Source organism: Chryseobacterium kimseyorum (assembly GCF_025971945.1).
GTDB lineage: Bacteria > Bacteroidota > Bacteroidia > Flavobacteriales > Weeksellaceae > Chryseobacterium > Chryseobacterium kimseyorum.
Genome location: NZ_JAPDHW010000003.1, coordinates 285,091 through 302,524 on the forward strand (window position 1 = coordinate 285,091; position 17,434 = coordinate 302,524).

20 protein-coding genes and 1 riboswitch are annotated in these 17,434 nt (G+C 35.4%); of the genes, 9 read left to right on the forward strand and 11 right to left on the reverse strand.

The window, feature by feature from the left end; translation table 11 throughout:
• Positions 1 to 45: 45 nt before the first annotated feature.
• Positions 46 to 648 (forward strand): MarC family protein, encoded by a 603-nt coding sequence (locus tag OMO38_RS06305; protein WP_264749358.1) that lies wholly within the window; start codon positions 46 to 48, stop codon positions 646 to 648.
• Positions 649 to 651: 3 nt separating this feature from the next.
• The gene (locus tag OMO38_RS06310; RefSeq protein WP_264749359.1) at positions 652 to 846 is read left to right on the forward strand and encodes a hypothetical protein; all 195 of its coding nucleotides are present in this window, start codon (positions 652 to 654) and stop codon (positions 844 to 846) included.
• A 178-nt stretch (positions 847 to 1,024) separates the two neighbouring features.
• Here the strand turns inward: OMO38_RS06310 and OMO38_RS06315 are convergent, their stop codons facing one another.
• The 5 genes from OMO38_RS06315 to OMO38_RS06335 form a co-directional block, all read right to left on the reverse strand.
• Entirely contained in the window at positions 1,025 to 1,993 is a 969-nt protein-coding gene (locus tag OMO38_RS06315; RefSeq protein ID WP_264749360.1) for a chorismate-binding protein, read from the reverse strand.
• Positions 1,994 to 2,370: 377 nt separating this feature from the next.
• A complete protein-coding gene (locus OMO38_RS06320; protein WP_264749361.1) occupies positions 2,371 to 2,805 on the reverse strand; it encodes a PaaI family thioesterase in 435 nt (144 codons plus the stop codon).
• A 43-nt stretch (positions 2,806 to 2,848) separates the two neighbouring features.
• A complete protein-coding gene (locus tag OMO38_RS06325) occupies positions 2,849 to 3,439 on the reverse strand; it encodes a 1-acyl-sn-glycerol-3-phosphate acyltransferase (RefSeq protein WP_264749362.1) in 591 nt (196 codons plus the stop codon).
• Positions 3,440 to 3,741: 302 nt separating this feature from the next.
• Complete coding sequence (locus OMO38_RS06330; protein WP_264749363.1) at positions 3,742 to 5,463, reverse strand: PspC domain-containing protein; 1,722 nt, start codon at positions 5,461 to 5,463, stop codon at positions 3,742 to 3,744.
• 12 nt (positions 5,464 to 5,475) lie between these two features.
• A complete protein-coding gene (locus OMO38_RS06335) occupies positions 5,476 to 5,805 on the reverse strand; it encodes a PadR family transcriptional regulator (protein WP_129534492.1) in 330 nt (109 codons plus the stop codon).
• Between the two features lie 294 nt (positions 5,806 to 6,099).
• Between OMO38_RS06335 and OMO38_RS06340 the strand changes: the two genes are divergently transcribed.
• The 3 genes from OMO38_RS06340 (at position 6,100) to OMO38_RS06350 (ending at position 7,657) form a co-directional block, all read left to right on the forward strand.
• The gene (locus OMO38_RS06340) at positions 6,100 to 6,630 is read left to right on the forward strand and encodes an XAC2610-related protein (RefSeq protein WP_264749364.1); all 531 of its coding nucleotides are present in this window, start codon (positions 6,100 to 6,102) and stop codon (positions 6,628 to 6,630) included.
• A gap of 145 nt (positions 6,631 to 6,775) precedes the next feature.
• Entirely contained in the window at positions 6,776 to 7,366 is a 591-nt protein-coding gene (locus OMO38_RS06345; RefSeq protein WP_264749365.1) for an HD domain-containing protein, read from the forward strand.
• 57 nt (positions 7,367 to 7,423) lie between these two features.
• Positions 7,424 to 7,657, forward strand: coding sequence for a hypothetical protein (locus OMO38_RS06350; RefSeq protein WP_264749366.1), 234 nt, complete (start codon positions 7,424 to 7,426; stop codon positions 7,655 to 7,657).
• A gap of 67 nt (positions 7,658 to 7,724) precedes the next feature.
• On the opposite strand, the gene OMO38_RS06355 is transcribed toward OMO38_RS06350, so the two are convergent.
• The 4 genes from OMO38_RS06355 to OMO38_RS06370 form a co-directional block, all read right to left on the reverse strand.
• Positions 7,725 to 8,108 (reverse strand): acyl-CoA thioesterase, encoded by a 384-nt coding sequence (locus tag OMO38_RS06355; RefSeq protein WP_264749367.1) that lies wholly within the window; start codon positions 8,106 to 8,108, stop codon positions 7,725 to 7,727.
• Positions 8,109 to 8,219: 111 nt separating this feature from the next.
• A riboswitch (cobalamin riboswitch) is annotated at positions 8,220 to 8,400 on the reverse strand.
• A gap of 61 nt (positions 8,401 to 8,461) precedes the next feature.
• Complete coding sequence (locus tag OMO38_RS06360) at positions 8,462 to 9,259, reverse strand: hypothetical protein (RefSeq protein ID WP_264749368.1); 798 nt, start codon at positions 9,257 to 9,259, stop codon at positions 8,462 to 8,464.
• Between the two features lie 31 nt (positions 9,260 to 9,290).
• The gene (locus OMO38_RS06365; protein WP_264749369.1) at positions 9,291 to 9,581 is read right to left on the reverse strand and encodes a P-loop NTPase family protein; all 291 of its coding nucleotides are present in this window, start codon (positions 9,579 to 9,581) and stop codon (positions 9,291 to 9,293) included.
• A gap of 101 nt (positions 9,582 to 9,682) precedes the next feature.
• The gene (locus OMO38_RS06370; RefSeq protein ID WP_264749370.1) at positions 9,683 to 9,952 is read right to left on the reverse strand and encodes an ATP-binding cassette domain-containing protein; all 270 of its coding nucleotides are present in this window, start codon (positions 9,950 to 9,952) and stop codon (positions 9,683 to 9,685) included.
• Between the two features lie 395 nt (positions 9,953 to 10,347).
• On the opposite strand from OMO38_RS06370, the gene OMO38_RS06375 reads away from it, so the two are divergent.
• Positions 10,348 to 11,244, forward strand: coding sequence for a hypothetical protein (locus OMO38_RS06375; protein WP_264749371.1), 897 nt, complete (start codon positions 10,348 to 10,350; stop codon positions 11,242 to 11,244).
• A gap of 184 nt (positions 11,245 to 11,428) precedes the next feature.
• Positions 11,429 to 12,112: a phosphatase PAP2 family protein gene (locus OMO38_RS06380; RefSeq protein WP_264749372.1), complete on the forward strand. Its 684-nt coding sequence runs from the start codon at positions 11,429 to 11,431 to the stop codon at positions 12,110 to 12,112.
• 57 nt (positions 12,113 to 12,169) lie between these two features.
• Here the strand turns inward: OMO38_RS06380 and OMO38_RS06385 are convergent, their stop codons facing one another.
• Complete coding sequence (locus OMO38_RS06385; RefSeq protein WP_264749427.1) at positions 12,170 to 13,225, reverse strand: 3-oxoacyl-ACP synthase III family protein; 1,056 nt, start codon at positions 13,223 to 13,225, stop codon at positions 12,170 to 12,172.
• A gap of 190 nt (positions 13,226 to 13,415) precedes the next feature.
• The gene (locus OMO38_RS06390; RefSeq protein ID WP_264749373.1) at positions 13,416 to 13,877 is read right to left on the reverse strand and encodes a PA2169 family four-helix-bundle protein; all 462 of its coding nucleotides are present in this window, start codon (positions 13,875 to 13,877) and stop codon (positions 13,416 to 13,418) included.
• Positions 13,878 to 14,021: 144 nt separating this feature from the next.
• Between OMO38_RS06390 and OMO38_RS06395 the strand changes: the two genes are divergently transcribed.
• Positions 14,022 to 15,308, forward strand: coding sequence for a cryptochrome/photolyase family protein (locus OMO38_RS06395; protein WP_264749374.1), 1,287 nt, complete (start codon positions 14,022 to 14,024; stop codon positions 15,306 to 15,308).
• Positions 15,309 to 15,420: 112 nt separating this feature from the next.
• Entirely contained in the window at positions 15,421 to 17,421 is a 2,001-nt protein-coding gene (locus OMO38_RS06400) for an ATP-binding protein (protein WP_264749375.1), read from the forward strand.
• Positions 17,422 to 17,434: the final 13 nt, after the last annotated feature.

The following is a 17,434-nucleotide window of genomic DNA, read 5'->3' on the forward strand; positions in this document are numbered from 1 at the left end:
TCATTTTTTATTCATAATTTTGCGAAATTAATAATTATTGAATAAATGGAAGTTCTTCAGGATTTTTCTCTCAAAGAAACAATGACGTGTTTTATGGTACTTTTTGCGGTGATTGATATCATCGGATCTATTCCCATTATCGTGAGTCTAAAGCAGAAATTCGGACAGATTGAAGCGAAAAGAGCTTCAATAACTGCGGGATTGATTATGATTGTTTTTCTTTTTGTAGGAAACAAAATTCTGAAATTCATTGGCGTAGACGTCAATTCATTTGCGATTGCCGGTGCTGTTGTTATTTTCATCATTGCACTGGAAATGATCTTGGGAATTGAAATTAATAAAACTACTGAAGCCAAGGCGGCATCAATTGTTCCTATTGCCTTTCCACTGGTTGCCGGTGCGGGAACTCTGACGACAACCTTATCGCTACGTGCAGAATTTCATGATATCAATATCATTCTGGGGATCATTCTCAATACAATTTTCGTATATTTGGTGCTGAAATCAGCTCCTTGGTTAGAGAAGAAAATGGGAGAAGCGACTTTGTCGATTTTACAGAAAGTTTTCGGGATTATCCTGTTAGCGATTTCAATTAAATTATTTACCGCAAACTTTGCACAGTTGGTGCAGAACTATATTAATTTTTAAGTCATGCAGAAGTTTTATAAAGTATTTTTAATCGTATTTATCGTTATTATCGCAATTAATATTTATGCGATCGACTGGCATTCTGAAATTTCATCAGAAGACAATATGAAATATGCAATTTCTATTATCTGTGGTGTAGTAGGGCTTTTCTTACTCTTCATTATGAACACATGGAGTAAAATCGGAGTGAAAAAATAGTCATTTCTGACATAAAAAATATAATCCTCTTTCAAGACTGAAAGAGGATTTTTCATTTAAAATTTATTTATATAATTTATTTATAAACTCATGAGTTTGTTGATTTATGTGGGTAGTTTACTCAATTCATCCACGTCACTTTAGAATCTTACTTGTATGACTATTAGAAATAGTACAGTTAATTCGAGAATGACAAATTTTTTAAGACTGCCTCTGATTTCAATTCAGTTTCTCTCCATTCTTTTTCTGGATTACTTTGAGCAGTAATTCCGCCGCCGACAAAAAGATGCACTGAATCTTTATACAGTTTTGCGCATCGCAAATTGACAAAATACTGTATAAAATTATCGGTTTCAATTCTGATAAATCCAGCATACAATTCTCTCGGAAATTTTTCAAACTGTTTAATTTTTTCCCGACAAAAATCTTTTGGTATACCGCACACAGCCGGAGTGGGATGAAGTTCTTCAATGATTAAATCAAGATCTTCAGGATTTATTTTCAGCTTAAAATCTGTTCGCAAATGCTTGATATTACCCGATATATGATCATACGTTTCAGATTCCTGCATTTCAGAATTTGCGTTGAATTTTGCCAGTACATTTCTGATGTAGGAGGATACAGGTTTCTGTTCCTTAATTTCCTTATCAGTCCAGCTCTCAGACACAGGAATTGTTCCCGCTAAGCTCATTGTTTCAAACTCGTGAGTTGTTTTATTGAACTTACCTAAAACTTCGGAAAAAGCCCCAATCCAGGACTTTTCGCCCTGTGTAAAAATATACCGGAATGCATTGGGATAAGCCCTGCAAAGATTTTTAAAACTTTCTTCAATGTTGATGTCATTAAAGTCTTTGAAAATTTTTCTGCGCGACAGAACAAGTTTCGGAAGTTGATTTTCTTTGATCACCTCAATAACCTCCTGAAGTTTTTCTAAATATTCATCATGAGTTTCTGCTGTGAAATTAGATTCATCTTTAGGTAATAGTTTGCCTGAAAATCTCTCTGCAATATTTTCAACTTCAAAAATACCTCCTTTAAAATCAACACTTTCAGTCTGGTCAAAAGACTTGAAGACAACTGCTTTGTTATCTGAATTTTCATCGGTAGAATAAAGTTTTTCGTCAAAGGGAAATTTGAAGTAGATCATAAATAGAGGGCTTAATGAAAACTTTTATTTGGATATAATATAGGAAATTCCTAGAGTGAGTTTTCGTTCTGCAAAGGTATTATTAGTCTTAAAAATGTCAAAATCAAATGAGCTGTTTTTTAAGGATAAATTATTCAGCGAAGACGATTGATAATGTTCAGCAATAAAGATTTAAAACTTTGTTGTCAGGCAATAAAAACTACATCTTATTTACTTTTGCTGACTGCAAATCTAAGAAAAGGTCTGAATTTATCCGTTAATATATTGATGGCGAGATTTGGATATCATTTATTAAGATACAGAAAACTCAAAAGGTTGCAGCAGGTATAAAAAAAAGACTCAAAAAATTTTGAGTCTCTACATTTTTATTTAACGTATTACTTATTTATAATATTATTCGTCATCGTTGTATGATTGATCAGCTGGCCTTTTTCATCCCGAATTTCGATTTCAGAAACGTGCATTGTTTTTCCTTTTCTTATAAATCTTGCCACTGCAGTTACTGTGCCGTCTTTTTTGCTTCTTAAATGATTGGAATTGATGTTGGTTCCTACTCCAAAATATTTGCTTCCGTCAATGAAGATATTTGACAGGCTCGAACCCATGGTCTCTGCCAATACACAACTTGCTCCACCATGCATTATTCCGAAAGGCTGATGAATTTTCGGTGAAACAGGCATTGTTGCCGTTAATGTTTCGTTTTCCAGGTCAATATCAATGAATTGGATATTGAGGGTTTTTGCAAACGTTTCTTCACCCCAACTGTTGATAAATTCTAGTATTTCTTCTTTTGTTTTGCCTTCTGTATACATGTTTGTCTAAGTATTGAGTAATTGGTAATTTTGAATCTATCGTCTAGCTCTTAACTTCATCCCCAATAATATTAGGATTCCAGTTTGAAGGAATTTTCGGGCCGATGTCGTATTTGATATAATAATTCTGAATTTCTTCCATGATTTCAAGAAAAGAGGCAGATGCAATTCTTTCATATGGAATAGTGTAACCGAGGTAAACGATGTTTCTTTTAAAATCTCCGGCTGCTAAAACGATAGGAACTTTTGCTGCCAAAGCCATGTGATAAAAACCTTTTCTCCATTTTGGAACCCAGCTTCTGGTACCTTCAGGAGTGATAACCAAGCTGAAATCGTCTTTCTTAAATTCATTCGCCACAAAATTGATCAAATCATTTTTCTGACTTCTGTCAATACCAATTCCTCCCAAACCTCTCACGACAGAACCGTACCAGGCTTTGGTATGAGCATCTTTAATAATGATTTTTAAAGGTTTTCCTAAAGTCCAATAAGCGAGGTTTCCCAACAGATATTCCATGTTGTGGGTGTGAGGAGCTACAACCAGAATACAACGGTTGAGACTGTTGACATCGCCTTGTAAAACGACTTTCCAACCCAGCATTTTTAAAAGTAATTTGCCTACCAGCTTTTTCATGAATTTAATTTTAAAACAAAAAAGTATAACCAAACAATGGTTATACTCTACAAATATATTGAAATATTATGGCTCTTAAAATAATCGGCTGATTAAATCTGCGATTTTTACTGCAATTTCTAAAACGACTTGTACCATGATTTGATGTTTTTTTGTTGGTTAAATTTTTTACGAATATAAGACTATTTTGGCATATAAACCACTAATTAAGGAAAATTTTTGTGATTTTATTGAGAGTAGAAGAGTGTGGGTTTCAAACTGTTGCTATTCATCCACACCTTCCGCCACTCTCTCAAGTTTAATTATTTGGTTTTGATAGAAAATTCCTTTTTACCGTCTTTGATTTTGATGTCTACGTCTTTCATTTTATCGATATTCATCTTCATCGTATCCATAATCTTTTTGGCTTCATTTTTTTGATACTTCTTGCCGTTGATGATTACGCTGTCTTTGTCGTTATCACTGTATTCGATAGTTGAACCGTTGATGGAGATTTTGTTTTTCTCAATTGAAATATTTCCGTTCTCATCGTTGTTATCTTCATCGTCATCATTGATACCGTTTCCGTCTGTGTCTCCGTCAAAATCGATCCCATCTTTCTTTAAAGGAATAACCACTGTATTCTGAGGAACGACCAATTCGTAATCAATGCTGTAATCTCTGAATCGGTGATCGTAAGGATATTTAATGTAATTCGGAAGAATCACTTTATTACCAACGATTTCTACAGGTACGCTTGCATTAAGCGGAACATTGTAACCCTTCGCATCTTTTTTAATGATTAGATAAGGTGTAGTAATATTCTCTTTTCTTGTAACTTCTACATGTACCCAGTCTTTCTCGTAAACAGAGATTTTATCTGAATAAATATCATCGTCGTAACCAATGAAGTTCTGAGGGATTGTAATTTGCTTGATGTCAACATAAATACTGTCAGATTCTGTTGGGATCGCAATCTCTTCGGTATCTTCTTTGTGACCTTTAAAGAACATATCTCTTTTTGCCATGCTGATTCCGAAGTAGATAGAAACGGCAATTAAAGAGAGAATCAGAGCTCCGATTACCCAACCTGTATTTCTCAGTTTTGTCTTAGGTGAAATCAATTTCATGCTCAACAGTCCGAATAGAAGTGCAGGAATTAAACTTCCTAAAACAATCATAATCATAATGATGTACTTCATTCCGTCGCCATCGAAGTAGAAATCCATTTCATTAATTGGTGGGAAGCTGTCGTTCCCCATGAAACCGAAAACTACGAATACACCAATCAGACATCCAAATGATATCAGGGCGAATAATCCTCCTAGAACATAACGGATTACGTTCCAAAGTCCGCTTCCTGCGCTGTTGATATGAGGTTTGTTTTCGATATAGATTTCACCAACTCTCTGTGTAGATTCATTAGCAAACTGTACCAGCTTGTTAGATTCACTCTTTAGATTATCGAAATTCATTGGTTTACCTTTCATTTTCAAAAAATCTGCTGCAGTTTCTGCTTTTGGTAATACAATCCAAAGAATAATGTACAGTAGCCCGATCAATGTGGAAGAAATAGCTGCTGTGAAAATTCCAAGAACGAAAATTCCTAACCAAATAGCTCTCATTGCTGTAATATCCATTCCTACGTAATGAGCTAAACCTGCGCATACTCCTGCGATTTTTTGTCTTTCAGGATCACGGAAGAGCTGTCTTTTATCTGTCTGAGTTGTTCCGGAAAAATTATTTCTGTTTGAATTTGTATTTTTCTCAGAATAATAAGCTTCTTCCTGTTCTTCGATTTTTTCCGGAGAACCGATTTGAGCGATTACTCTTTCTACATCACCATCATTGATTACTTCACGTTTTCCTAAAGTATCTCTGAAGATTTCAACCATTCTGATTTCTATGTCGTGCATTACCTCGTCTGCTTCAGAAGCTTCTAATGAGCTTCTCAATGCGTTAAGATAATCGCTGAGCTTTATATATGCGTGTTCTTCTATTGTGAAAGAAAAACCTGCGAGTCCTATTGAGAGTGTCTTGTTCATAGCTTTGTTTTTTTAAATTTTTTGAGTGATTTGGTTAACAGAATCTGTCAGTTCTTTCCATGTATTTTGCAGTTCGGCTAAGAAAGTTTCACCTTTTTCTGTAATCTGGTAGTATTTTCTTGGTGGGCCTCCTGTAGATTCTTCCCATCTGTAAGAGAGAAATTCTCCGTTTTTCAATCTTGTTAAAAGAGGGTAGAGGGTTCCTTCCACAACATCCAGTTTTCCTTTTTTCAGTTCATCTATTAAATCTGAAACATACATTTCGCGATTGTTGATAAGACTTAAAATACAGAATTCCAGAATCCCTTTTCGCATTTGCGCTTTGGTATTTTCAGTATTCATCTTTAATAAGTTTTTGTTATTGAGTTATATAAAATCATTTTCAGTTCCTAGCTAGTTGAACCTTCTCCGATTTTACATTACAAAGATATGTAATTAAAATGGTAATATGCAATACAAAGTAGTGAAATTAATTCAATTATTTATATAACTAATTGATAATTAAATAATTAATTTTTAATTAAAATGTAACGTCTTAATAATTAATATCCAAAATGGCTCTTTTAAAGCCAAAAATTTTATATTTTTGTTTATATTATGTTAAATAATATTTGAAAAAACTAAAAACTTACTACCATGAAATTTAAATTTTTACATCTGCTGAATCTTTTTGGAACTTTTTTTATGGCCCAAAATCATTTTAAAATAAATGATCTTTCCAAACAATATCATGTCACCATAGATATTGCAACATGCAATGAAGAAGAATGCTTTGGAAAATCTTCTGTGATTTTAATGAATAGGAGTACATCAGAGAAATATCCAGCGGTGATCTCCGATAATTTTACTTTTGATCTTGCAACCGATTCATTACAATTAAAAAAAGCTAATTTTGACAACAAACCCCGTTCTTTAATATTTGAAGATTTTAATTTTGACAGTTTTGAAGATGTGGCTTTGGTTAACAGGTCTTCTGAAAATGTTATTTATGATATTTACATTTTTGATTCTATTCAAAAACAGTTTGTAATCAATGAAGGAATGACCGGTTTAGTAAAAGAAAATTCGACCATGTTTACAGTAGATTCTGAAAAGAGACGGTTGATCTTGCAGTTAAAATCTGGATGTTGTCTGAATATTACCAAAGAGTATCAAGTTCTTCCGTAAAGAAGTCCTCTGAAAGTGTATGAGTTTGAAGAAGACACCAGAAATCCGGACACTGTCATCACAAAGAAAAGTGAGTTTATAGATTACAAATGGTACACAAAGACCACAAAATATCCGAGGGAAGTATATTATAAAGAAACAGATCATGAAAATACAGAAAGAAATTGATTTTATCGTTGCCATCGACGCACTTAAAAACGTGCAGAGAAGAAATTATAACGCAGACGACTCACGAAGAGAGAATACAGCAGAACATTCTTGGCAGATTATAATTCTGGCTCAAATTCTTTTTCCATACGCTAAAAACAGGGCAGATATTGATTTATTGAGAGTGATCAGAATGCTGTCAATACACGATCTTGTAGAAATAGAAGCAGGCGATACCTTCCTTTTTGATGAAGCGGCAATGGTCGGAAAATTTGAAAGAGAAAAACTTTCCGCACAGAATATTTTTGGAATCTTAGATGATCCGATCCGATCCGAATTTTTTGATCTTTGGCTTGAGTTTGAAGAAGAGCAGACTCCGAATGCTATTTTTGCATGCGCCATCGATAGAATTATGCCTTTTATTCTGAATTCTCATACATCAGGAAAAAGCTGGACAGAAGCTGCGGTTACCGAAAAGCAGGTAAGAAATATGCTTGAAAATGCAATAAGCAGGGCTTCTGATGAAATGGGAGAGGCCTTTCAGTTTCTAATGAATCTTAATCTGGAAAGCGAGAAAGTTTTGAGATAAATTATTTTAAACCTGAATCTTTGGTGTAGCGATTGTTGTATAGCTAAAAAAAAAATTATGCAGACTAAAGACTATAGCAGAGAAGATTTAGATTATCATCAAAGTGAAAATAACTACACGCTTTCGATCCCGAAAAAGTTTCTTAGCGCAAAAGATGTCAAAGTGATGAAAAAAGATCCTGATGGAAGTTTTTCTGATGCCAATGTAGAAATACGGGATGAGGAAAACAGTATTTTGATTATCACCACGGTTCCGATAGATATTCGTTTGGAGGTCTTAGATGAGGCCTGAAAATCGAGAAATCACAGTTTGAAAATAGTTTCGGCGGGCCAAAGGCCCGCCGAAACTCGTCTAAAATTTATAGAATTTGAATTGGTTTCTTAAATTCATCAATTGCTACAAAAGTGAAATCACCTACAATGGCTTTTTCTCTTTCATAAGAATACATTTGTTCGGTATAGATTTCTACATTCACTTTCATACTTGTTTTCCCGACATATGCCACTCTTCCGATAAGTTCTACAATAGTTCCGGCAGGAATAGGTTTTTTAAAATCAATTTTATCGCTGCTTACGGTTACTACACGCTTTCTTGCAAATCTCGTGGCAGTAATAAAGGCGACTTCATCCATCAGCTGCATGGCAGTTCCTCCGAAAAGTGTGTCGTAATGATTGGTCGTGTTGGGGAAAACCGCTTTGAAAATTCGGGTTTCGGAAGTTTCAATTCTCTCTTCTGTAGTCATATTTCATTATTAAATTAAGGCGAAAATGAAATATATTGAAACAAATAGAAAGATCAGGAACAAGAAAATTCCTGAAAACCATAAGATCAACAAACTTCAGATCGCGAAAGTTTATGTCTAAAGAAAATGGCAGGTCTCCTGACTTGTAACATCCTTATTTCCTTCCCATACTTAGGTACAGTGGATTTTTAATAAAGACCGAAGTTACTTTACAGTTGCGCGACAGTTCGTGATTTTCACACGATTCCCTTTTCATCTGCGTTTAGGCAGAACCAGTTTCCTGAAAATGATAAGCATAAGGTTAACCATAGCTCATTTCTTTTCAGATGCAAAAATAATGATAAATAGATAAATTATTCAGGATTTTTAAAAATAATCTGACTGATTACTTTTCCTTCCTTAATCGTCCAAAGTGTGGTGTATCTATTGGCTCCGGAACCATTGATCATGTAAAGAAAAATATGATCTTCATCGATAGACGTCACTCCGATGTTTTCAAAATCCATTGTCGGCTGGAACATATTTTTAATCGCTTCCCTCACAAACACAGAACCTCTTCCAGGTTGCTGTACTCTGATCGATTTGATTTCCGTCATTCCTTCAGGCAGTTCCTTATCGATTCCCCAAGGTTTTATTTTATCAACGGTCTTGATAGTTCCATCTGCATCTTTTTCCTGTTTTCTGAAGCTTGCGTTGGAAGGATAAATGTCAATGACTACTTTACTTCTTTGTGCTGTCGGGATTTTAGGATTGCTGTTATCGGTGAAAATTAAAGATTTTCCATTTTTGGATTTTGATGGAGTAAACTGTGGGAGTTGATCAATAAAAGCAATACGGTCTTTATTCACCATACCTTCTTTGGTGAGACTGTCATATCTTACAAATGGTTTTTCGATTTCAGCTTTTTCGGGATATTTGATCCAGATCCAGTCAGTTTCGCCGGGAGCGGGTTTTACGTAAACGAAAACATCCCCTTTTTTCATCCGGATTTTGTCTACGATTTTTCGGTAATCTTCCTTGTGTACACGTACCATTGCATAACCTTCAGTCGCTTTTACCACTCCGAAAGGAACCTTATTCTGTGCAGAAAGTAACGAAAGAGAAAAAATACTGAATACCGAGAGAGAAATCGCTTTATTGATGAAAGTCATTTGAAAGATATTTATAGTTCAAAGATATAAATTAAATATTTTTCGGAAGATAATTAAACCTCTGCAATTCTGTTAAATCTTTAACAGGTTTCAAATAAGTATCAGACAATAAATAAATTTCGTCAGAAACTTCCAGAACATCCTGATAAAGATGGTCAGAAATGATAAACCCTTTGATCTTTGACTGTTCTTTAATTATATCTTTTAAAGCAGATACCATTTTGGGTGAAAGGCTGTGAAATGGCTCATCAAGTAACACAAATTCCGCAGATGAATAAATAATGAGTAAAGTTTCTAAAATTCTTACTTCGCCGCCAGACAATTTGTTTGGCGTTGTATGAATTAAGGGTTTTATTAAATTTGAATCTTTCAGTTTCTGATCATTCTCATTCTGGCAGAATAATTTAATTAAATTTTCAACATTTACATTTTCGGTAAAAATGATTGCTGTGGCAGATAGGCAATTCTGTTTCGACGATCAAACTGGTTTTTAAGAATACGATCATTTATTTTGACGTATTGAGTGTCGCCTTTCAGACTTCCAAAAATAATCTGAAACAGGGTGGATTTTCCGCATCCGTTTCTTCCGAGAACTCCCAAGATTTTACCGGTATTGCAACTTAGATAAATATCCTGCAGAATTTTCTTTTCACCAAATGATTTTGTGATGCTGTCGATATGAAGTGTATTCATAGAAATCGTGTAATCATTTTGATTATGAAGCTTAAGCAAAAAGTAAGAATCCACAGAGATAACCGTGAGTAACCGAAATTGCTGTAGAAAAAATATTCACTTTTAAACCGTAATTCATAGATAAAATAATGAAAGCAGGGAAGGAGCAGAGCAAAGCACAATCCGAAATTATCAAAACTGAATCCTAATTGAAAATCAAGTAGTATTGAAAACAAAACTGTAGGAATCAGCAGTTTTCGGTAAAAGATCCATAAGATTTTAAAATCACTGAGCATTTTTCAAAATTAAGAATATTATTGATCACCAAAGAATGAACGATATTGAAATGTAAGCCACAGCAGAAATACGGAAAGATTGCATAAAAATGATTAAATTCAAAAAAATATTGGTTAGCCATGATTAAGAAACCCTATTTCTTTTTAGTAAGTATTCTTTTTTTTATTTCATGCAGGAAGGAGACTGAGCAAAGTTTACCGAAGCGAAAGCCGGTGGATAAAACTCTCATCCAAAAAATATCTCTGCCGCCTGTTTATTTAGATTCGCTTAAAACGGAGAGTGAAATTCTACTGCATATTCAAAACCGTACAACAGAAATCTCTGAGCTTCTGAAAAATTCATCAGCAGAAAATGCTGATGAGATCTATGAGAATCTTAAAAAAGAAAACGATTCAGCGCTTGTTCTCCTGAGTAAAAAACAAACGAGTCTGCTGGATAGATATTATGAATTCAATGTGTACGATAATGAAACACAAATATCAACACAAAAGTTTCCTGATGACGTGAAGAAGACCATTGAATATTATGAGAAAACCGGAATTGAGTTTTGGGAAGTTGGTGAAGGGATGACAGAGTTGAGAATGTTTCCAGACTATTATATGAAATTATTTAAAGGAAAGCTTACAAAGGATTATGACCGCTATCTTGAAATCATTACTGAAGAAGATCAGGTACTTTTCGCAGCCGATGCAGGAATTATTATTCCATGGCGAGATGTTGCGAAAAGAATTGAAGTCCGTGAAGAATTCCTCTCTGTTTTCCCCGTTTCTAATTTAAAGAAAAGAATAGAAAACGAGCTGAAAGAATACCGTTACGCTTACCTTGTTGGTTACGACAATACACAGACCAATGAACAGGGCAAGTTTTTCCCTGAAAATCTGAAAGAATTCAAAAGGTTCATCAAAGAAAATCCCGAAAGCGAAACTTCAAAAATCATTGTAGAAATGCTGGCGTACGAAGGAAATAATGATGAGCTCTGGAATTTTGTGAAAAAGAAAACAGGATTTGAATGGTAAATACATGAGCTGAATTTAGGAGAAATTTTCAGATTTTATAATCTTTATTTATTTTATGTAAGAAAAAATCCTAAGTGACAGAGCTTCATCAATCATAAAGAAAAAATTTAAGTTTGACCCTCTTCGGGAGATTAGCATCAAATTTGTAGGCGAAAAGGTTATCTAATTTATATGAACGATAAAAATGAACGACAGAAATAATAATATTATAAGTAATTTCTCAACGTATTTCACCGACAGAAAGAAGACAATGTTTTTCTGTTTCACGATCTTTTTTGTTATCGTTTTTTTAATGCTGTGCTTTTATGTTGTTGATTCTTCTCCCAAAACGTGGGATCTGCTGGTATCACAGGAACTGCAGGAAGATCAGAGCGAAATTTTGGATCTTTTAATGAAAAGTTTCAGTTGGCTTGGAACAGTGTATGTGGCGGCAGGTATGGTGACAACTTTCGCACTGGTTTTTTTTATTTTTAAATATTTCAAAGAAGGATTTTACATATTATCTTCTATGCTGTCCGGTGGAGTCAGTTATGTTTTAAAAATGCTGATCGACCGCCCTCGGCCTACCACAGATTTTGTGAGAATTGTGCAGGAAACGCATTACCAAAGTTTTCCGAGTGGACATGTTCTGTTCTACACCGCATTTTTCGGTTCACTGATCGTTATCGCTCTGTATTCAAATATTCTGAAACTATCATGGAAAGCTGTTATCAGTTTGGTATGTCTGGGAATGATTGTTTTAGGCGCCGTTTCCCGAATTTATTTAGGAGCACACTGGTTTACAGATGTTCTCGGAGGTTTTATTGTAGGAGTTCTTTTTGTGATGATCACAGGAAGTATTTACATCAGAAGTAAAAATAATATATAAAAAATCGCCGTCAAAAATCTTTGACAGCGACCGTATTTTATAAAAGTTATGTTCTAATTAAACTCGGTACGTAAAAGCATTGATATTCATTCCGGCACCGACCGACGCAAAAAGTATGATGTCGCCTTTCGAAAAAGAATGTTCATCCATTTCACCTTTCATGATTAAGTCATACAATGTAGGAATCGTTGCTACACTGCTGTTCCCAAATTTATGAATAGACATGGGCATAATGTCTGCCGGCGCAGCCATATCATATAAACTGTAGAACCTATCAATGATCGCTTCGTCCATTTTTTCGTTAGCCTGATGAATTAAGATTTTTTTCAGATCTTTGATATCAATTCCGGCGTTTTCAAGACAGGATTTCATGGCCAAAGGAACTTTGGTTAAAGCGAATTCATAGATTTTTCTACCTTTCATTTTGATATAACGGATATCCGATTCATCATCCTGATTGTACGAATTTCCGAAAAATAAAAAGTTAGCTTCGTCATATGAGTAGGTGGCGCTTTCATGAGAAAGAATACCATGGTCTTCATCTGTTGCTTCCACGATTACCGCTCCAGCACCATCTGCGTAGATCATAGAATCGCGGTCGTAAGGATCTGTAACTCTCGATAAAGTTTCAGCTCCGATCACAAGACATCGTTTTGCAATTCCTGCTTTTACGAATGAACTTGCATGAATCATCGCTTCGTTCCAGCCCGGACATCCAAACAGAAGATCGTAAGCCACACAGCGTGGATTTTTAATGCGCAGTTTGTTTTTTACACGAGTCGCAATACTGGGAACAGTATCAGACTGAATTTTTCCTTTTTCAATATCCCCGTAATTATGTGCGACAATAATATAATCAATGGATTCACGATCAATATTTGCATCTTCAATGGCTTTTTCAGCTGCGAAGTAAGCTAAGTCAGATGTTACATGATGAGAATCTGCATATCTGCGCTCTTCAATTCCAGTAATATCCTTAAATTTCCCAATGATGGACTCCGGGAATTTAATTGCTAAACCATCTTCGCTTAAAAATACATGATCTTTAAAATCGGCATTTCTCATCACATTTTCAGGGGTATAGCTGCCGGAACCTTTAATTATTATATTCATCATAAATGTCATTAATACATACCCACTGAAAGTATTTTTTTTACGGAGTAATATTCAAAATTATGATAATTCCCTGTCTTATTCCCAATTTCCGCCGAATATTATAAAATAATTTTAAATCCGGAGCATAGTAATTTTAAAACGTATTGATTATCAATGTGTTGATAATTTGTATTCAAGAGGCTTTAAATTAAGAATTCTTTTTGTATTCTTCGATCTTTTTAAATTTTGTGTACGATTCTCTTAACTGTCTCAGATGTTCTGAAACAACTTTCGTACTTTCCGGGTCGAGCTCTCCATTTGTGAGAACTTCCTGATAGGCATTAATCGCATTTTGTTCGCCATACACTACATTTTCTAACGTAGAGTTTTCTTTGTTCCCGATCGGAAATGAATTTTTCAAATCAATCCACGCTCTGTGAATCGCTCCTGCCGTAGATGCAGAATCATCGGCTTTGCCACCTCTGTCCTGAATCAGATTGATCAGCTCGTTTTTCATGATTTTTGAGTCAGAAATCATATGATCATATTCTCCTTTCAAGTGCGAGTAAGATTCCCACACCTTGCCTTCCACGTTCTCAAACCCTGCAATTCTGTCGTTGGTGATGTGCAGAAGATCATTCAGTACTACTGCAATTCTTTCGTTATTCATAATTTAATTTTTTTGGTGTAATTGGATGGTTACAAGAAGCATGCCTTGAATGTTCCATTCTTTTAACTTAGTAAAAGCTTTAAAAGATGATTCATGGTTTAAGATTTGTACTCTTGTGTCTGCTTTTTATTTTCAAATTATTACATGAGTACAATTAATATTTTTTGGTTCCGGAGAGATCTCAGACTTGAGGACAATACAGCACTCTTTCATGCTTTAAAATCTGACTTAAAAGTTTTGCCAATATTTATTTTTGATAAAGAAATTTTAGATCAGCTTTCTGACAAATCAGATAAAAGAGTCGACTATATTCATCAGGCACTTACTTCGATCAACGATGAACTGAAAAAACACAAAACAACAGTCAGAACATTTTACGGAAAGCCGCTCGAGATTTTTGAAAAACTAATAAAAGATTTTGAGGTTGATACGGTTTTCTGTAACCGGGATTATGAGCCACAGGCCATTAAAAGAGATGAAGCTATAAAAAAATTCCTCAGTAAAAATGACATTAGATTTGAAGATTATAAAGATCAGGTGATTTTTGAAACAAACGATGTACTGAAAGAAGACAATTCACCTTACACCGTTTATACACCTTATTCAAAAAAATGGAAGCTGAACTTTAATCAGATTAAAATTGAAAAATTTGATGGAGAATTTTCAAATTTTGTTCATGTAAAAAACGAGGACATCAAAAGTCTGAAGGAAATTGGTTTCGAAAAAACAGATTTTGAATTTAAAAAGCCGGTCTTAGAAAAGAAAATTATTGATTCTTACGATAAGAACAGAGATTTTCCAGCCTTGGATCACACAACACGTTTGGGAATTGCGCTTCGCTTTGGGACAATCTCCGTCAGAGAATGTGTGAAATTTGCTGTCAGTCATAATGAGGTTTGGCTGAATGAGTTGATATGGCGGGAATTTTTTATGCAGATCCTGTATCATTTTCCTTACGTCGTTAAAGGTTGTTTCAAGAAAAAATATGAAAATATTAAATGGCGAAATGACGAGAAAGAATTTAAACTTTGGTGTTCAGGAGAAACGGGTTATCCGATCGTGGATGCAGGAATGCGACAGCTTAATGAAACCGGATTTATGCACAACAGAGTGAGAATGATTACAGCAAGTTTTCTTACCAAACATCTATTAGTCGACTGGCGATGGGGAGAAGCATATTTTGCCGAAAAACTTTTAGATTACGAACTCTCATCCAACAATGGAAACTGGCAGTGGGCAGCAGGATGTGGCTGTGATGCAGCTCCCTACTTCAGGGTTTTCAGTCCGGATGCACAAACCGAAAAATTTGATAAGGATTCTAAATACATTAAGCAGTGGCTTCCGAAAGACTACGATATACAGCCGATTGTAGAACATAAATCGGCAAGGGAGCGGGCTTTGGCAACGTATAAAAAAGGATTGGAAGACTGATCATTAAAGAACAAAAAAGATTAATTCATTATAATTAAAAATTATATTTCATAATTCAGATACTCTTAAAATATCAACTTATTCTACTATATTTGTGGATATTTCCCGTTTAATGAACGCTCAAGAATACATCCACCCAGAGCAACTGCTTTCAGTACTTTTCCAATCACCAAATGCAACAGCTGTTTACCGAGGTGCCGATATCGAAATTGTCAGTGCCAATCAGGCTATGCTGAGCTTTTGGGGCAAAGATATCAGTATCATAGGAATGTCATTTAAAGACGCACTTCCCGCACTTCTGGGGCAGCCCTTTTTGGATATTTTAAAAAAAATTTGGACATCTGGCGAGACTTATTTGGCCAAAGATTACCCTGCCGTTATCGAAAAGGGAGGAGTAGTGAAAACGTTCTATTTTGATTTTGAATACAAGGCTGTTTTAGATCAAAACGGGAAAACTGCATTTATCCTGCATACTGCATTTGAAGTTTCAGAAAGAATGGATGCACGTATGCTTGTCAAAGAAAAATCAAATTCTGAAGCAAGGCTTTCAAAAGATTTAGCGGCATTAAATGAGGAATATCTGGCTACCAATGATCAGCTGGTCTCTATCAATGATAAACTGCAGACTGCCAACAGCGAACTTCTACAGTTTAAAGATAAGATGCAGGAGCTGAACAAAACTCTCTACGAAAGTGAAAACCGTTTCAGATCTCTTATTGAACATTCGCCTGTGGCAATGGCTTCTTTAAAGGGGGAAAACTTTCAGGTTGATGTGGTTAATGATGCCGTATTGGAGATTTGGGGCAAAGACCGTTCCGTGTTGGGTCTTCCGCTGCATCTCGCGCTTCCTGAACTTGAAGATCAGCCCTTCATGGGTATACTTGAGGAAGTATACGCAACAGGGAAATCTTTCTATGGGCAGGAACTTAAGGCCTCATTAATTGTAGAAGGAGAACGTAAGGATCGCTATCTCAATTTTGTATATCAGCCAATACCGGGAACAGACGGAAATACAGGTACCATTCTCATCGTGGCGACAGATGTCACCGATCAGGTATATTCCAGAGAAAAGGTGAAAGAAATCAATACCCGTTTGCAAATTGCTTTGGATGCCGGAAATTTAGGCTCTACAGAAGTACATCTTGCAAGCGGAAAAATGCAGAGCACAGATCAGTTTAAACGTAATTACGGGTTTTCTGCAGAAGAGGATTTTGCGTATTCAGATTTATTTGAAGCAATCTTTCCCGAATATCGTGATAAAGTGAAAAGCCTGGTGCAGGAAGCTATAAAAAATAATGGTGTCTATAAAACCGAGTATCCTGTAAAATGGCGTGACGGATCTTTACACTGGATTCAGGCGCACGGCCGGCCAAGATATGATGAGAACGGAAATGCCGACAGAATGGTAGGAATGACCGCTGATATTACGGATAAAAAACTTTTTGAACAGCGCAAAGATGACTTCCTGAGCATAGCGAGTCACGAGCTGAAAACTCCCATTACGTCTCTGAAAGCTTCACTTCAGCTTCTGGATAGAATGAAAAATAAACCATTTTCTGAAATGCATGTAAAACTGATCGAACAGTCAGGGAAAAGTGTAGAAAAAATGGTGGTACTCGTTGATGAATTATTAAATGTGAGAAGACTTAGTGAAGATCAGCTGAAACTTGAAAAGACGAAATTTAATCTTCACAACATGCTCTCTATGAGCTGTAATCATATCAGGATGGAAGGGGAACATCAGCTGATTCTGGAGGGAGATGAAAATCTGGAGATTTACGCTGATGAGCACAGGATCGATCAGGTCATCATTAATTTCGTTAATAATGCTGTGAAATATGCACCGCAGTCCAAGAAAATACATATTAAAACTGAATCTTCAGAAAACTACGTGCGGGTCTCTGTACAGGATTTCGGAGAAGGTATTGATGAGAAAATTTTACCCAATCTTTTCGACCGGTACTTCCGGGTTGATCATTCAGGGAAAGCCTATACAGGTTTAGGTTTGGGACTGTATATCTGTTCTGAAATTATCAGAAGACATGACGGTCAGATTGGCGCTGAGAGTAAAATAGGAGAGGGTAGTACTTTCTGGTTCACCATTCCAGTGTAGAATCGTCTAAAAT

What these genes read in the sequence shown, in the direction of transcription:
- OMO38_RS06325 (WP_264749362.1), bottom strand. Translation starts at nt 3,439, where the DNA reads ATGAAAAAGCTGGTAGGCAAATTACTTTTAAAAATGCTGGGTTGGAAA.
- OMO38_RS06375 (WP_264749371.1), top strand. Translation starts at nt 10,348, where the DNA reads ATGATTAAGAAACCCTATTTCTTTTTAGTAAGTATTCTTTTTTTTATT.
- OMO38_RS06345 (WP_264749365.1), top strand. Translation starts at nt 6,776, where the DNA reads ATGAAAATACAGAAAGAAATTGATTTTATCGTTGCCATCGACGCACTT.
- OMO38_RS06380 (WP_264749372.1), top strand. Translation starts at nt 11,429, where the DNA reads ATGAACGACAGAAATAATAATATTATAAGTAATTTCTCAACGTATTTC.
- OMO38_RS06310 (WP_264749359.1), top strand. Translation starts at nt 652, where the DNA reads ATGCAGAAGTTTTATAAAGTATTTTTAATCGTATTTATCGTTATTATC.
- OMO38_RS06305 (WP_264749358.1), top strand. Translation starts at nt 46, where the DNA reads ATGGAAGTTCTTCAGGATTTTTCTCTCAAAGAAACAATGACGTGTTTT.
- OMO38_RS06370 (WP_264749370.1), bottom strand. Translation starts at nt 9,952, where the DNA reads ATGAATACACTTCATATCGACAGCATCACAAAATCATTTGGTGAAAAG.
- OMO38_RS06350 (WP_264749366.1), top strand. Translation starts at nt 7,424, where the DNA reads ATGCAGACTAAAGACTATAGCAGAGAAGATTTAGATTATCATCAAAGT.
- OMO38_RS06355 (WP_264749367.1), bottom strand. Translation starts at nt 8,108, where the DNA reads ATGACTACAGAAGAGAGAATTGAAACTTCCGAAACCCGAATTTTCAAA.
- OMO38_RS06340 (WP_264749364.1), top strand. Translation starts at nt 6,100, where the DNA reads ATGAAATTTAAATTTTTACATCTGCTGAATCTTTTTGGAACTTTTTTT.
- OMO38_RS06320 (WP_264749361.1), bottom strand. Translation starts at nt 2,805, where the DNA reads ATGTATACAGAAGGCAAAACAAAAGAAGAAATACTAGAATTTATCAAC.
- OMO38_RS06335 (WP_129534492.1), bottom strand. Translation starts at nt 5,805, where the DNA reads ATGAATACTGAAAATACCAAAGCGCAAATGCGAAAAGGGATTCTGGAA.
- OMO38_RS06315 (WP_264749360.1), bottom strand. Translation starts at nt 1,993, where the DNA reads ATGATCTACTTCAAATTTCCCTTTGACGAAAAACTTTATTCTACCGAT.
- OMO38_RS06395 (WP_264749374.1), top strand. Translation starts at nt 14,022, where the DNA reads ATGAGTACAATTAATATTTTTTGGTTCCGGAGAGATCTCAGACTTGAG.
- OMO38_RS06385 (WP_264749427.1), bottom strand. Translation starts at nt 13,225, where the DNA reads ATGAATATAATAATTAAAGGTTCCGGCAGCTATACCCCTGAAAATGTG.
- OMO38_RS06330 (WP_264749363.1), bottom strand. Translation starts at nt 5,463, where the DNA reads ATGAACAAGACACTCTCAATAGGACTCGCAGGTTTTTCTTTCACAATA.
- OMO38_RS06400 (WP_264749375.1), top strand. Translation starts at nt 15,421, where the DNA reads ATGAACGCTCAAGAATACATCCACCCAGAGCAACTGCTTTCAGTACTT.
- OMO38_RS06390 (WP_264749373.1), bottom strand. Translation starts at nt 13,877, where the DNA reads ATGAATAACGAAAGAATTGCAGTAGTACTGAATGATCTTCTGCACATC.
- OMO38_RS06360 (WP_264749368.1), bottom strand. Translation starts at nt 9,259, where the DNA reads ATGACTTTCATCAATAAAGCGATTTCTCTCTCGGTATTCAGTATTTTT.